This window comes from Pseudomonas viridiflava (assembly GCF_900184295.1).
GTDB classification, from domain to species: Bacteria; Pseudomonadota; Gammaproteobacteria; order Pseudomonadales; family Pseudomonadaceae; genus Aquipseudomonas; species Aquipseudomonas viridiflava.
The window spans coordinates 792,594-806,522 of the sequence record NZ_LT855380.1; the positions used below are offsets into that span (position 1 = coordinate 792,594).

At 60.6% G+C, this 13,929-nt stretch carries 13 protein-coding genes; 7 read left to right on the forward strand and 6 right to left on the reverse strand.

Annotation, left to right across the window (positions count from 1 at the left end; translation table 11 throughout):
- Window positions 1-24: 24 nt before the first annotated feature.
- From arfA to cbiE, 4 genes are all read right to left on the reverse strand, one after another.
- Window positions 25-180 carry an alternative ribosome rescue factor ArfA gene (gene arfA / locus CFBP1590_RS03940; RefSeq protein ID WP_029244022.1) on the reverse strand — a complete coding sequence of 52 codons (156 nt, stop codon included), beginning with the start codon at window positions 178-180 and terminating at the stop codon, window positions 25-27.
- Window positions 181-286: 106 nt separating this feature from the next.
- Window positions 287-1,003: a cobalt-precorrin-6A reductase gene (locus CFBP1590_RS03945; RefSeq protein ID WP_029244021.1), complete on the reverse strand. Its 717-nt coding sequence runs from the start codon at window positions 1,001-1,003 to the stop codon at window positions 287-289.
- Window positions 1,000-2,112 (reverse strand): cobalt-precorrin-5B (C(1))-methyltransferase, encoded by a 1,113-nt coding sequence (locus CFBP1590_RS03950; RefSeq protein WP_069143712.1) that lies wholly within the window; start codon window positions 2,110-2,112, stop codon window positions 1,000-1,002. The genes CFBP1590_RS03945 and CFBP1590_RS03950 overlap by 4 nt, the downstream gene beginning before the upstream one ends.
- Window positions 2,112-3,314: a precorrin-6y C5,15-methyltransferase (decarboxylating) subunit CbiE gene (gene cbiE, locus CFBP1590_RS03955; protein WP_088234500.1), complete on the reverse strand. Its 1,203-nt coding sequence runs from the start codon at window positions 3,312-3,314 to the stop codon at window positions 2,112-2,114. Before cbiE ends, CFBP1590_RS03950 begins: the two co-directional genes overlap by 1 nt.
- Before the next feature lie 135 nt (window positions 3,315-3,449).
- On the opposite strand from cbiE, the gene cobG reads away from it, so the two are divergent.
- The 7 genes from cobG (at window position 3,450) to CFBP1590_RS03990 (ending at window position 10,430) form a co-directional block, all read left to right on the forward strand.
- Window positions 3,450-4,793, forward strand: a complete 1,344-nt coding sequence (gene cobG, locus CFBP1590_RS03960) for a precorrin-3B synthase (protein ID WP_088234501.1) — start codon at window positions 3,450-3,452, stop codon at window positions 4,791-4,793.
- Window positions 4,786-5,412, forward strand: coding sequence for a precorrin-8X methylmutase (locus tag CFBP1590_RS03965; protein ID WP_088234502.1), 627 nt, complete (start codon window positions 4,786-4,788; stop codon window positions 5,410-5,412). The genes cobG and CFBP1590_RS03965 overlap by 8 nt, the downstream gene beginning before the upstream one ends.
- Window positions 5,412-6,143 carry a precorrin-2 C(20)-methyltransferase gene (locus tag CFBP1590_RS03970; protein WP_004885798.1) on the forward strand — a complete coding sequence of 244 codons (732 nt, stop codon included), beginning with the start codon at window positions 5,412-5,414 and terminating at the stop codon, window positions 6,141-6,143. The genes CFBP1590_RS03965 and CFBP1590_RS03970 overlap by 1 nt, the downstream gene beginning before the upstream one ends.
- On the forward strand, window positions 6,143-7,837 hold the full coding sequence (gene cobJ, locus CFBP1590_RS03975) for a precorrin-3B C(17)-methyltransferase (RefSeq protein ID WP_088234503.1): 1,695 nt from the start codon (window positions 6,143-6,145) through the stop codon (window positions 7,835-7,837). Before CFBP1590_RS03970 ends, cobJ begins: the two co-directional genes overlap by 1 nt.
- Before the next feature lie 394 nt (window positions 7,838-8,231).
- Window positions 8,232-9,032, forward strand: coding sequence for a hypothetical protein (locus CFBP1590_RS03980; protein WP_029244016.1), 801 nt, complete (start codon window positions 8,232-8,234; stop codon window positions 9,030-9,032).
- 65 nt (window positions 9,033-9,097) lie between these two features.
- Window positions 9,098-9,796 (forward strand): hypothetical protein, encoded by a 699-nt coding sequence (locus CFBP1590_RS03985; RefSeq protein ID WP_029244015.1) that lies wholly within the window; start codon window positions 9,098-9,100, stop codon window positions 9,794-9,796.
- Window positions 9,789-10,430: a hypothetical protein gene (locus CFBP1590_RS03990; RefSeq protein WP_088234504.1), complete on the forward strand. Its 642-nt coding sequence runs from the start codon at window positions 9,789-9,791 to the stop codon at window positions 10,428-10,430. The genes CFBP1590_RS03985 and CFBP1590_RS03990 overlap by 8 nt, the downstream gene beginning before the upstream one ends.
- A gap of 5 nt (window positions 10,431-10,435) precedes the next feature.
- On the opposite strand, the gene tspR is transcribed toward CFBP1590_RS03990, so the two are convergent.
- Window positions 10,436-11,032: a type III secretion system genes modulator TspR gene (gene tspR / locus CFBP1590_RS03995; RefSeq protein ID WP_029244013.1), complete on the reverse strand. Its 597-nt coding sequence runs from the start codon at window positions 11,030-11,032 to the stop codon at window positions 10,436-10,438.
- A gap of 72 nt (window positions 11,033-11,104) precedes the next feature.
- The gene (retS, locus tag CFBP1590_RS04000; protein WP_088234505.1) at window positions 11,105-13,894 is read right to left on the reverse strand and encodes a hybrid sensor histidine kinase/response regulator RetS; all 2,790 of its coding nucleotides are present in this window, start codon (window positions 13,892-13,894) and stop codon (window positions 11,105-11,107) included.
- Window positions 13,895-13,929 lie beyond the last annotated feature (35 nt).

The following is a 13,929-nucleotide window of genomic DNA, read 5'->3' on the forward strand; positions in this document are numbered from 1 at the left end:
GCGCCCCGGAGATGTTGCTTGATATCAGGCCGCTATAACGGAAGAAGCCTCCCAGCTTTTACACTGGAAGGCTTCGCGGCGGTAGCTGCCTTTGCCCTTGGCGGGTTGTTCCTGTCGGCTGCGGAACAACGGTTGGGCGATGATGGATTTGGCCTTGTTCGGCCGCTTTGGCTTGCTCATGGCAGGGTGCTCCTCGGGAAGGGTGTTGCTATCTGCCGGGAATGATCGGACAGGGTAGGGCGTGTGTCCAATAGAACTCTGCTATGGCCGTATTGGCGCAACCCTGTCATGACTCAAGCGCTTGCAACACCTCGTCGACACTCCACAGCACTCGATCCACTGCTGGCAATTCGGGCCGCTTCAGGATCAGCACCGGCAAGCCGCGTTCCCGCGCGATGTCGAGCTTGGGCTCGGTGGAGCCGCTGCCGCTGTTCTTGCTGATCAGTACGTCGATGCGGCGTCGCTCGAACAGCTGTCGTTCGTCCTCCAGATGGAAGGGACCGCGTGCGCCGATGACGTCGCAGCGTTCGTTGCCGGGGTAGCTGTCCAGTGCGCGAAGGGTCCAGAACTGATGCTCGGGGATTTCTTCCAGATGCTGCAGCGGCTCGCGACCCAGGGTGAAGAAGGGGCGTTCGAACGGCGCCAGCGCCGCGACCAGTTCCGGCCAGTCAGTCACTTCCCGCCAGTCATCGCCGGGGCCTGCTGTCCAGGCGGTGCGGCGCAAGGCCCAGCAGGGAATGCCCGCGCTCTTCGCCGCGAGCGCAGCGTTGTGGCTGATTTGTGCTGCGTAAGGGTGTGTGGCGTCCAGCAAAAGGTCGACGTTCTGCTCGCGAATGTACTGCGCCATGCCTTCGGCGCCGCCATAACCACCGACTTTCAGTTGGCACTTCAGATCGGTCGGCACCCGGCCGACGCCCGCCAGACTGTAAATATGCTCTGGCCCCAGCGTTCGGGCGATGGCCAGGGCTTCGGTGATGCCACCCAACAACAGAATGCGTTTCATACGGTTTCTCCACGTGACGCAACGCCCGCCTGCCCGACGATCCCGCCCTGGCGGTCAATGGCAAACACCTCGACCTGCACGCTGGCGGGCACCACGCTGCGGGCGAAATTCAGGGCGTGCTGGCAGACGGCGTCACCCAGCGGCACACCGACCGCAGCACTCATCGCCAGGGCCTGCTGACTCGTGTTGGCGTCGCGTATCTGCTGTTGCAACGCAGCATCGGCCCCGACATCGGCCGCCCAACGTGCAAGCTGTGGCAGGTCGATGCTGGAATGACGGCTGTGCAGGTCCATATGCCCGGCGGCGAGTTTGCTGATCTTGCCGAAGCCGCCGCACAGGCTGAGTCGAGTCACAGGCACCTTGCGCAGATGCTTGAGTACTGCGCCGACGAAGTCGCCCATTTCGATCAGGGCGATGTCTGGAATGTTGTAGACCCGGCGCATCGTGTCTTCGCTGGCGTTGCCGGTGCAGGCGGCGATGTGCACGTAGCCGTTGGTGAACGCAACATCGATGCCTTGATGAATCGAGGCGATATAGGCCGCGCAGGAAAACGGCCGGACAATGCCGCTGGTGCCCAGAATCGACAACCCGCCGAGAATCCCCAGGCGCGGGTTCATGGTCTTGAGCGCCAGTGCTTCACCCCCCTCGACCCCGATTGTGACCTCGAATCCCCCTTCATAGCTCAGCGATTCGGCCAGATGCATCAGATGCTCGGTCATCATGCGACGTGGCACAGGATTGATGGCGGGCTCACCAACGCCCAGCACCAGGCCGGGGCGGGTCACCGTGCCCACGCCTGCGCCCGCGATGAAGCGCACGCCGGGCTCGGATTCGAGCCTGACACGGGCGAAGACCAGCGCACCGTGGGTCACGTCTGGATCGTCGCCTGCATCCTTCAGCGTGCCCGCTTCGGCGTAATCATCCACACAGCGGCAGAATTCCAGACGCATCTGCACCTGTTTGCCCTTGGGCAGCACGATCTCCACCGCATCGTTCACCTGTCCGCTGAGCAGCAACCTGGCCGCAGCGAGGCTGGTCGCGGTCGCGCAGCTCCCCGTGGTCAGGCCGCTGCGTAGCGGTGCGGGTTGTTCGGCGGTCTCGTCGCGCATCAGGGCTTGACCACATCCAGCAGGGTGATCGGCAGGGCCTGACGCCAGGTATCGAACTCGCCCAACGGCTGCGCGTGGGCGACGTGGATGCGGGTCAGTTCGCCGCCGTAACGCTCGCGCCAGGCCATCAGTGCTGTTTCGCTTTGCAGCGTGACCGCATTGGCGACCAGCCTGCCGCCAGAGCGCAGTTGCTCCCAGCAGGTTTCCAGCACGCCGGTACGGGTCACGCCACCGCCGATGAAGATTGCGTTCGGCCGTTCAAGACCGCTCAGAGCCTGAGGCGCCGTGCCGCGCACCAGTTGCAGGCCAGGCACGCCGAGTGCATCGCGATTGAATTCGATCAGTTGCTGGCGTCCTTCGTCAGCCTCGATGGCCAGCGTGCGACAGGTCGGGTGGGCACGCATCCACTCGATGCCTATCGAGCCGCAACCGGCGCCGACATCCCAGAGCAACTCGCCCGGCACCGGGGCCAGACGCGCCAGCGTGATTGCCCTGACGTCACGCTTGGTCAGTTGGCCGTCGTGTTCGAACGCGCTGTCCGGCAAGCCTGCCAGCGTCGTCAGGCGCGTGGCATTGGCATTTGCGCGGCAGTCGATGGCGACCAGATTCAACGCCGCAATGTCAGGGTTGCCCCATTCGCTGGCCAGCCCGTCGACACGTCGTTCGGCATCGCCGCCCAGGTGCTCCAGCACGGTCATGTGACTGGGGCCGAAACCGCGCTCACGCAACAGACCGGCAATGATCGCCGGGCTGCTGCCGTCGTTGCTCAGTACCAGCAGGCGCACGCCGTGATGAATATGGGCATTGAGCGCGGCGACCGGACGGGCAACCACCGACAGCGTGACGACCTCCTGCAACGGCCAGCCCAGCCGCGCTGCGGCCAGTGAATAGGAAGAGGGGGCTGGCAGGACGCGCATCTCATCGATGGCGACGACACGACTCAGGCTGGCGCCAACGCCGAACAGCATCGGATCACCGCTGGCCAGCACGCAGACTTCGGCGCCGCGCTGTTCCAGAACGGGATTGAGCGAAAAAGGACTCGGCCATGTACGACGTTCCGCGCGGATGCAGGGCGGCAGCAAGGCCAGCTGGCGTGGCCCGCCGAACACCTGATCGGCGTGCAGCAGAGCATGCCGAGCGTTCCTGCCCAGGCCTTTGTAACCGTCTTCTCCGATTCCCACGACTGTCAGCCAAGGCGACATGCACACCCCTCAATCCGAACTTCCGACAGAGCGCCTTTTCATGCCTGCGGACAAAGCAGGCATAATACCGCGCCCGACGGGGTACAAGTGCTCTAATCCACGTACGGCTCCAGCCGGTTCCTGCCAGGTGATCCCTTGAACGAGCAGAAGTACGCTCGCACATCCAGCGCAACGCTACGCCCCTCGGCCTGTCCGGGGTTGCTGCGTATCGTCCCGGCGCTGGACGGTGGCATCTGCCGGATCAAACTGCCCGGAGGGGGGCTGCTGGCCGCGCAGGCGCAGGCTGTGGCTCACGCGGCGCGGACTTATGCACAGGGCGTGATCGAAGCCACCAACCGCTCCAACCTGCAGATTCGCGGCGTAGGCGATGACCACGATGGGCTGATCCGTGTCCTGATGGACGCAGGTCTCGGCCCGGACAATCCCGACAGCGACGATGTGCGCAACCTGATGCTCAGCCCGGTGGCCGGCCTGGATGCGCAGAGTCTGTTCGATGCCCGGCCGCTGGCAGCGCAGATTCTCGCGGCGCTGGAAACGCATCCGCGCTTCCACGAGCTGTCGCCCAAGTTCGCGATTTCGCTGGACGCTGGCGAAGCGCTGGTGATGCTGGAGCATCCTCATGACCTGTGGCTTTCGGCGCTGAAGCATGGCGACCAGATGATGCTGGCGTTCGGTCTGGCAGGCTGTCCGGCTCGTGACAAGCCTCTGGCTGCTGTGCCTCTGGTCCACGGTCATGCGCTGGTCGTGGCGTTGCTGGAGCTGTTTCTCGATCTGGCGCGCCCGGAACACACCCGCATGCGCCACCTGCTGGCCGAGGTATCGACCGACGAAATCCTCAGCCGGCTTTCAGCGCGCTTGAACGTCGCCTTGTGCGTCGAGCCCGGGATTACGGATTGGCAACGTCCTGCCATCCAGCCAGATCGCCATATCGGGATTTATCCACAGGCCGATGCAGGCTTGGTCGCGGTGGGCGCTGCCGTACCGCTGGGGCGTCTCGATGCCGGGATGCTCTCGGCTGTCGCGCAACTGGCCATGGATCAGGGCGACGGCTCTTTGCGCCTGACGCCGTGGCAAAGCCTGATGCTGCCCAACGTTCCGGTCGAACGAGGGCCGGATGTGCTCAATGCGTTGCAGGCTGCCGGCCTGATCGGCTCGGTCGAGGAGCCGCTGGCGCACATTGTTGCCTGCACCGGTTCTGCCGGGTGTGCCAAGGGACTGGCCAATACCAAGACCGACGCCCGATTGCTGGCCGCCAGCTTGCATGAAAGCCAGGCGGTACACCTCACGGGTTGCCGACGTTCCTGCGCGGCGGCACATGTGGCACCCGTGACCCTGCTGGCCGTCTCGCCCGGCCGCTATGACCTTTATTTTCGCGACGCAGCCCATGCCGGTTTCGGTGTGCTGCGCGCGCGTGACCTCACTATTGAAGCAGTCGGTGCGTTGTTGAACGCCGACTCACGGAGCAACATGCATGATTGATTACATCCGCGATGGTCAGGAGATTTATCGCAACTCCTTCTCGATCATTCGCGCTGAAGCGCGCCTGGACACGATCCCTGCCGACCTGGAAAAACTCGCCGTGCGCGTGATCCACGCCTGCGGAATGGTCGAAGTCATCGAAGACCTGCGCTTCTCGCCGGGCGCAGGCAAGGCCGGGCGTGATGCGCTGGCGGCGGGCGCACCGATCCTGTGTGATGCGCGCATGGTGTCCGAAGGCATCACCCGCACGCGTCTGCCGGCCAACAACGAAATCATCTGCACCCTGCACGACGAAGGTGTGCGGGAAATGGCGCTGGAACTGGGCAACACCCGTTCCGCCGTGGCGCTGGAACTGTGGCGTCCGTACTTGGAAGGCAGTGTGGTGGTGATCGGCAACGCGCCGACGGCGCTGTTCTATCTGCTGGAAATGCTCGATGCCGGTTCGCCGAAGCCTGCGCTGATCCTCGGTTTCCCGGTTGGCTTCGTCGGCGCCGCCGAATCCAAGGCAATGCTCGCCGCTGACAGCCGTGGCGTGCCGTTCGTGATCATGCAGGGCCGTCGTGGTGGCAGCGCCATGGCTGTTGCCGCCGTCAATGCTCTGGCCACGGAGATCGAATGATGCAGGCACGCGGTCGATTGATTGGCCTGGGTGTCGGCCCCGGCGACCCGGAACTGATTACCGTGAAGGCCCTACGCCTGCTGCGCGAGTCGCCAGTGGTCGCGTATTTCGTGGCCAAGGGCAAGAAAGGCAACGCGTTCGGCATTATTGAGGCGCACCTTCAGGAGGTGCAGACGCTGATGCCGCTGGTCTACCCGGTCACCACCGAAGCGCTGCCCGCGCCGCTGTCGTACGAAAAAGTCATCAGTGATTTCTATGACGAGTCGAGCCAACAGGTCGCTGCACATCTGGATGCCGGCCGGGACGTGGCGGTAATCTGCGAAGGCGACCCGTTCTTCTATGGCTCCTACATGTATCTGCACGACCGTCTGGCCGAGCGTTACGAGGCTGAGGTGATTCCGGGCGTCTGCTCGATGCTGGGCGGCGCTTCGGTGCTGGGTGCGCCGTTGGTGTACCGCAATCAGAGCCTGTCGGTGCTGTCTGGCGTGCTCTCCCATGAAGACCTGAAACGCAAGCTCGCCGATGCCGACGCGGCGGTGATCATGAAGCTGGGTCGCAACTTCCATAAGGTGCGAGAAGTGCTGACCGAACTGGGCATGCACGAACGTGCGCTTTACGTCGAGCGGGCCACCATGGCCAATCAGAAGATCGTGCCGCTGGATCAGGTCGATCCGATGTCCTCGCCCTATTTCTCGTTGATCATTGTTCCCGGCGACAGGTGGCAAGGCTGATGGCGCACAACATTCCGGCCATCGTCATTCTCGGCAACGGCAGCCTTGCGACCGCACGGCGTATCCAGCGTCTGTATCCCGATGCAGTGATTCACGGTCTGGCTGAACGAGTACAGGGCGCTGATAGCACCTACACCGAATTCGGCGCCACCGTGCGTCAGCTGTATCAGCAGAACACCCCGATCATTGCGCTGTGCGCGGCGGGCATCGTGATTCGTACACTGGCCTCGCTGTTGCTGGAGAAGGGTGTCGAGCCGCCAGTGCTGGCCGTGGCCGAAGACGGTAGCGCGGTGGTGCCGCTGCTCGGCGGGCTGGGCGGCGTCAACGTCATGGCTCGCACGATTGCCGCAGGCCTCGCGGTCAATCCGGCGATCACCACCAGTGGCGAACTGCGATTCGGCACCTGCCTGCTCAATCCGCCGAGTGGCTATGCGTTGGGCGACCTGGAACTGGGCAAGCGCTTCGTGTCCGATCTGCTGTCCGGCGAACAGGTGCGTATCGAAGGTGACGCGCCTTGGCTGGCTCAGGCGCAACTGCCTGAAGATCCGCAGGCAGAATTGTCGATCCACATTGGCTCCGGTCTGCGTGAACTGTCGGCCAACGAACTGCTGATCTATCCGCGCAACGTGCTGGTGGCGGTGGACGATTGCTCGCCTGAACTGGCGTCTCGGGTTCGTCAGGCCCTGCGTGATGCCCGCATTGCCGAACAGTCTCTGGCCTGCCTGCTGGCGGGTGAGCACCACATGGCCAATGCGCTGCTGCATCAGGCTGCCGCAGAGCTGGACGTGCCGGTGCGTTTTGCCGCTGCGGGCTCGCCCAGTGAGATGGCGATGAGTGCGGTCCCGCAATTACTGCCACCTGTGAGCACTTCGGGCCTGGCTATCTCGGTCGCGGCTCAGCCGCTGGACGTCAGCCGCATCGGTCGTGGCCGTGGGCGTCTTGCTGTGATCGGCCTGGGGCCGGGCGCTGCGGATCTGATGGTGCCCGCAGTCAAGGCCGAACTGGCGCGGGCCAATGACGTACTGGGTTACGAAACCTACGTGCGCATGGCCGGACCGTTTCGTGCGGATCAGGTGTTGCACTGCACCGATAATCGCGAGGAGATGATGCGGGCACGCCATGCGTTCGAGCTGGCGGCACAAGGTCGCTCGGTGGTGGTGGTGTCGTCGGGCGATCCCGGTGTGTTCGCCATGGCCTCGGCCGTGCTTGAAGCGCTGCACGAGTCAGACAATCCGCAGTGGCATGCTGTCGAGCTGGAAATCCTGCCCGGCGTCTCGGCCTCGCTGGCCACCGCAGCCCAGGCCGGTGCGCCATTGGGGCATGACTTCTGCGTACTCTCGCTGTCGGACAACCTCAAGCCGTGGGACGTCATCGAAAAGCGTCTGGACCTGGCCTCTCAGGCGGACCTTGCGCTGGCGTTCTACAACCCGATTTCCCGCTCGCGGCCCTGGCAACTGGGCCGGGCACTGGAGATCGTGCGTCAGCACCGCACACCCGAGACGCCGGTCACGCTGGGCCGAGACATTGGCCGTCCGGGTCAGACCCTGCGCATCATTACGCTGGGCGAGTTGACGCCCGAGCAGGTGGACATGCGCACTATGGTTCTGGTGGGCTCGTCTCTGACCTGCGTCTTCGCGCGTCCCGACGGAAGTCAGTGGGTCTATACACCGCGCTGGTATGGAAAAAAGCCTTAGCCTCCACTGCTCAATACGTCTCATGTACAAACCTCATCAACCATTGAAAAGCCGAGGCTTCTTTTGTTGGTGAGGATTTGTAGGAGAATACTTGCGTGGTTTGAGGAGCATTCCCTAAAAGAAGTGGGCTTTATCAACGAGGCTTGTTGTTTTTTCTTTCCGTATCCGCAGTAGCGTTACTGTGCTTCGAAGGCATATATAAATGGCAGCGAAGGAAACTTATAAGTGTCCCGTGTCCATGCTGTTTCGGTCATTCAGTGGCTCAATGGGCTGGGTCCTGGTTTGAGTGCGAGGCAGGCCAAGTGCCAAGGTTGTGGGGTTTCGGTTTCGTCGATAGTTTTAATGAGAGGCCAAAAACGGCCCGTCTGAAACTCATTAATGCAAGGAATGCAAAATGATTTACGAAGAAACCCCATCGTTCCCGACGGATAAAGAAGCAGATACTTACTTTGAGGCGTTGCCGGCGCTGACGCAGGCTGATCATGTGATTGTGCCTCAGGCAATGGCCCTGTCGAGCAGCGTTGGTATGAGCGATGTTAATGATCCTGTTGGGCAGATAAATAAAGAATCGCCTGCGATCATCGCGTTTGCTGACGGCGTCAGTGCAGAGAATCGCGAGGCTGTCATGTTGTCCGTCGCCTTCGCCGAAACAGTTGCGCACAGCAAGTCGGATATCAGCAGTGATCCCATCAAGTGGTTAGAGGAATACTCCACTGCCATGCGTTACGGCGGATGGCTCACGCTCGGTGGGCATGAGTACGGTGAGTACACTACCCACGATCAGTCGCTGACCATGGATTCAGTGGTGCTTGAGCTGATCGGCGCAATTGCAGGCCCCAACAAGGCAACGCTCATTCAGTTGCTGAGTCTGACTCTGGATAAACTGCAGAAGAACGAACCGCTCATGAAGCTGTTCGAGCACAATAGTAAAAAGGGCAACACCTCGACGTTCCGCATCATGCCTTGCCTGGAGTCTGCCAGCGGCATTCCGGTGACCTATCTGCTGTCCATGCATTGCGACTACATGAGTGATTCGGGAGGCGCACTGTTCTGGAAGTGGTCGGTTTCACGTCTTAAAATCAGGCGCCTGGTAAAAGGCCTGAACTTCGACAAGGCTTCGCATGAGCGTTACAAACCAAAAATCCTCAAGTATCTGGACCGGGATGCGGATGATTTCTTCGACGGACTGAACTAACGGTTGGGCTGGAGGTTGCTTTGCAGCAACCTCCATTCATTTAAGTGAGTGCAAGGATGCACACGATGAATATTAAATATGAAAGGTTTGTGCTGGCCGGTCAGTTGCTGTCAGTGAACAGTGCGCTGTCTTTAAAGAGTCTGAGCGACACCAGCGACGCCCTGCTGTTTTGTCAACTGTACGCTGATCTCAAGACCCAAAAATTTGATGCGCCCTTCACTTGGTATTCCCTGCATGAGAAAGCGATGCAGGAGTTGAAGTGGGCCTCCTCATACTATCAGCGGCGTGCATTCGAGCCTGCGGACGATGCAGCTATTTCTTTTGAATGGCTGATCAAGCAGGGCACCTCAAGCCATCCAGAGACACAGGGGCACTTCAAGGAGTTACTGCGTTGTATAGCCATTCTGGCGCCTACTGATCATTGCTCAACCCTGTTCCAGCGGTTTACCGTGAAGGTGCGCGTCGAAAAGCCCGGGCATTCGACCTTTACCCTGCAGCTCAGTGCTCTGGATGGAGTGGCCACACTGACGTCATTATTCATGACATTCACGACGACAGCTGAAGCAGAGCCTGATGTGTACCGGCAGGTATTTTCTCCTGACAAAATTGTGGGCGAGATTGATCTGCGGTTTTCCACGCACAACTGGGACGTCAGTGGATATCAGAGTGTGCGTAAAAAGGTCCAGAGTTTTCTGGTCGGCAAAAAAGACGGTTTGATACTGCCTCTACTTTGTACGCCTGCATTGGATGAAGGAGATGAGTAACGCGCAGGCTCCGCTCCTGATGACTGGACATAGTCTGGTGTCCTTTTTTGCTGACGCATCGGAGCAAGAGACGAATGATATCCTTGATTGCCTGAATTACTCGGAAATCAGAGCAGGCCGTAAATTTGATCGTCAGCAAGACTGGTCCAAATGGATAAACCGGTATCAGGCAGGCCTATATCAGAACGGCTTCAGCCTGAGTGGCGCATTGAATAAAGAAACATTTCTAATTAACAAGCCTCGTGATTTGCTTGTTGCGACGCGAGACGTCATTCGCGGATCCGGCCATGCGGAGCTGGCGAGTCTGGCCAGCGAAGCGCTGGGAAAACTCCTGAGCAGCCATCAGATGAAGGCTTTTTTCGAGGATTGGTTCAGTACCAGTCGAGGCGAAAGCTTGCAGATTGTACCTTGCCGACAGTCAACGGCTGGCGCTGTCGATGTGCTTGTATGTGGCATTCATATGCAGACAGAATCAACAGGCGGTTCATGGTTTACCCGGCCCACGTCTACCCTGAACATTCGTATCGACGGTGGCGCCTATCGTTACTCTGCGGACAGTTACGAGCCCTTTCGTGAAAAGGTCGTCGAGAATCTGGATCGCTACACACGTATTTACTTCGAGAACCTGGCCTGAGTCAGTCAGGTAATCAGATAACCCCGGACACCGGTAAAGATAATCTGCGCGGCCAGCGCACAGACGAAAAGCCCCATCAGCCGACTGACGATCTGCAGGCCCTGATCGCCGAGGATCCGCTCGATACGGTTGGAGAGGTAAAGCACCACACCGACTGTGAGACTGGCCAGCGCAATGCTCAGAATGGCGGTGAGCTTGTCATCCCAATGTGGCTGGCTCACGCCCATGACCAGCAGGGCGCCGATTGTACCGGGGCCGACGGTGATCGGGATGGTCAGGGGGACGATGGTCACGTCTTGCTGGATGTTGTCGGTCTGGATTGCGGACTTGCCCTGAGCCATGCCCAGCGCCGAGATGAACAGGACGCTGCCGGCGCCGATCCGGAATGCATCGACCGTGATGCCGAACACATCGAAAATCACCCGCCCGAACAGGTACAGCAGGACGCTTGAAACCAGCGTTGCCAGCGCGACTTTCCAGGCCAGGCGCTTCTGTTCCTTGCGCGAATGGCCACGGGTCAGGCTGATAAAGCAGGACAGGACGAAGAACGGGCTGTAAAGCACCAGCATCTTCAGGTAAACGCTGGACAACACATGGAGCATGGCATGGGCTCTTGGCAGCAGGGGGCGGGCGAGAGCAGTCTATCAGGCAGCGCGCTGCCTGACCTGACGTTGTCAGTTCTGCTGGTAGAGTTCGCCAGCCGATGTCAGGCCGCGAACCTTGTCGCGTTGCGCCACCCAGTGCTCGACCAGTTCACGCAACTGAGACAGTTCGATAGGCTTGGCCATGTGGCCGTCCATGCCAGCCTGACGTGCACGATCCTTGTGTTCGGTAAGGATGTGCGCGGTCAGGGCCACGACCGGCGTGCGTACGCGCTGATTGCCGACTTCCCAGGCGCGTAACTGCTCGGTGGCCGAGAACCCGTCGAGGATCGGCATTTCGCAGTCCATCAGCACCAGATCGTAGCGCTGCGCTTTCATGGCGCGGAGGGCTTCCTCGCCATTGCTGGCGGTATCGGGATGCAGGTTGAGCTTGCCCAGCATGCCGCGGATCACCTTGGTCGAGATGTTGTTGTCTTCAGCCACCAGAATGCGGAAATCGCTTGGCACACGAACCGGCATGTTCAGCACCGGCGCCGGATTGATCGGTGTGACGCCCTTGTTCAACTGGGTCAGTTCATCAGCCAGCGTGGTTTTGAGCGTGTAGCCTGCCACGGGCTTGGCCAGAATGCGTTTGATGCCCGCGTTACGGGCGATGATCTTGCTTGGCGCATTGCTGATGCCTGTCAGCATAATCAGCAGAATGTCGTGGTTGAGGCTCGGGTCTTCCTTGATCTTGGCCGACAGTTGCATACCCGTCATGCCCGGCATGTTCTGATCCAGCAGCACCACGTCGAAATAGTCCCGCAAGTGCGCCTTGGTGCGCAGCAGGGCCAGCGCTTCCTTGCCGGAGGCCACGGCACTCACGTTCAGGCCCCAGGCGCTGCATTGCTGCACCAGCACCTTGCGGCAGGTGTCATTGTCGTCGACCACCAGCACGCGGGCATCCTTCAGCGGACTGTCCAGATCGATGGTGGGCTGTTCCAGCAGCTTGGCGTCCAGCGGCAGCGTCAGCCACAGGGTATTGCCCGGCGTGCCGCTGTTCTGAATGCCGAATTCGCCATCCATCAGCACGATCAGTTGCCGTGCGATCACCAGCCCGAGGTGGCCACCCAGCTTGCTGCTGGCCAGGAAATTCTTGCTGTGCAGTTCCGCATGCAACAACGCGTCACGCTCTTCATCCGACAGCGACTCACCGGTGTCCTGCACGGAGATGCGCAGACGCGGCGTGCCGGACTTTGCGCTGTCCAGCGCAACGGCCAGCAGGATTTCGCCTTCTTCGGTTTTCTTCAGTGCGTTTTCCAGCAGGCTCAACAGTGTCTGGCGCAGTCGGGTCGGGTCACCGCCGATCACGCGAGGCACCTGCGGCTGAATCAGGCTGATGAGTTCGACCTGCTGTTGCTCGGCCTTGGCGCGGAAGATGTTCAGACAGTCCTCGACCAGTGCGCTGATGTCGAACTGCACGTCGTCCAGCTCGATCTGCCCCGATTCAAGCTTGGTGATGTCGAGAATTTCGTTGATCAGCGTGAGCAGTTCGTTGCCTGCGCTGTGAATGGTCTGCACGTAATCGCGTTGCTTGACCGACAGCGGTGTGCCCAGCAGCAGTTCGGTCATGCCCAGCACGCCATTCATCGGGGTGCGGATTTCATGACTGATCTTGGCCAGGAATTCGGCCTTGGCGTTGATTTCGGCCGTGCTGGCGGCCTGATCGCGGCTGATGCTGAATCGGTCCTCGGTGATGCTGCGCTGGCGCTCGCTGAGCGCGATGCTCATCAAAAGTCCGCTGATGCAGAACACGCACAGCAGGGCGAGGATCAGCCACTGCGGCGGCACCAGACTCAGCCACAACAGGCCTGGCAGCACGATCATGTAGCCGATATTGAAGGTGATCATTCCCAACACGAACAGACGCGCCGAGCGGTAGCCTTTCTGCCAGTGCCATACCGAGACCGCGAGGATGCTCAGCGTGGTCAGGGAAACCAGCACGAAGGTCAGGATGTTGATGGGCAGGTCGTCGTCGAGCATCACAAGCAGCGCACCGATGCCCATGAGCACGGCATTGCCCAGCAGCAGACGATCCAGCACTTTCACGTTGCGATGCACAAAGAAGCAGTAGGTGTAGATCAGTCCGGCAATGGCGGCCATCAGCAAGGCGAGATGGGCGCCGGGAGTCTGTGCGATGTTCCAGGACTCGAGTGGGCTGAGCAGGTTGAGCAGCAGCAGGGCGCTCAGTGCCAGCAAGGCCTCACAGGCCGCCAGCCACAGGTTGCTGCGCGAACGTGAGTGTCCGTAGCGGGTCAGGTTCTGAACAATGAGCATGGCCAGTGCACCGAACAGCAGCCCGAACAGAAACGGCTCGGTTTCGTCGGCCGCGCTTTCGATGGCGGGCTCCAGCGTGATGCTGGGGCGCATTTGCTGGGTTGAAACCAGCCTGAGGTAGATGTCCAGCGGGACGCTGCTTTGCGGTACGGTCAGCAGAAAGTCGTTGGATGGCAGTCGCTGATCCTGCCTGGGTACTTCATTGCCTGTGCGCATGTAGTCGACCAGACGATCTCCGTCCATGACGTACATGTCGGCGGTGGCAAGGTCGGGTGCGAAAATACGCAGCAGTTGCTCGTGCTGTGTCGGATGCTGTCGATAGTGCAGCCAGACAGCACTGTGTCTGCCCGCTGCAGTGACGCGTTCGAGTTCGACAGGGCTGAACTGATTCTGATAGCGCGCCGAACGGATTTCCTCCAGGTCCAGGCTTGCCTTTTCGTCGAGCAACGTTGACCAGCCCGATCCATGTTCGGCTTGAGCCGAGAGCATGAAGAGCAAGGTCATCAACCCGACGGTTGAGGCTATGGCAATCCTGAGCCAGCGCACAATGAAATCCCTTCGTGAGTGAATACCTGGTAAAA

Bases quoted from the DNA above. Each gene is read 5' to 3' on its own strand.
- arfA (WP_029244022.1), bottom strand. From the start codon at position 180: ATGAGCAAGCCAAAGCGGCCGAACAAGGCCAAATCCATCATCGCCCAA.
- CFBP1590_RS03945 (WP_029244021.1), bottom strand. From the start codon at position 1,003: ATGAAACGCATTCTGTTGTTGGGTGGCATCACCGAAGCCCTGGCCATC.
- CFBP1590_RS03950 (WP_069143712.1), bottom strand. From the start codon at position 2,112: ATGCGCGACGAGACCGCCGAACAACCCGCACCGCTACGCAGCGGCCTG.
- cbiE (WP_088234500.1), bottom strand. From the start codon at position 3,314: ATGTCGCCTTGGCTGACAGTCGTGGGAATCGGAGAAGACGGTTACAAA.
- CFBP1590_RS03965 (WP_088234502.1), top strand. From the start codon at position 4,786: ATGATTGATTACATCCGCGATGGTCAGGAGATTTATCGCAACTCCTTC.
- CFBP1590_RS03970 (WP_004885798.1), top strand. From the start codon at position 5,412: ATGCAGGCACGCGGTCGATTGATTGGCCTGGGTGTCGGCCCCGGCGAC.
- cobJ (WP_088234503.1), top strand. From the start codon at position 6,143: ATGGCGCACAACATTCCGGCCATCGTCATTCTCGGCAACGGCAGCCTT.
- CFBP1590_RS03980 (WP_029244016.1), top strand. From the start codon at position 8,232: ATGATTTACGAAGAAACCCCATCGTTCCCGACGGATAAAGAAGCAGAT.
- CFBP1590_RS03985 (WP_029244015.1), top strand. From the start codon at position 9,098: ATGAATATTAAATATGAAAGGTTTGTGCTGGCCGGTCAGTTGCTGTCA.
- CFBP1590_RS03990 (WP_088234504.1), top strand. From the start codon at position 9,789: ATGAGTAACGCGCAGGCTCCGCTCCTGATGACTGGACATAGTCTGGTG.
- tspR (WP_029244013.1), bottom strand. From the start codon at position 11,032: ATGCTCCATGTGTTGTCCAGCGTTTACCTGAAGATGCTGGTGCTTTAC.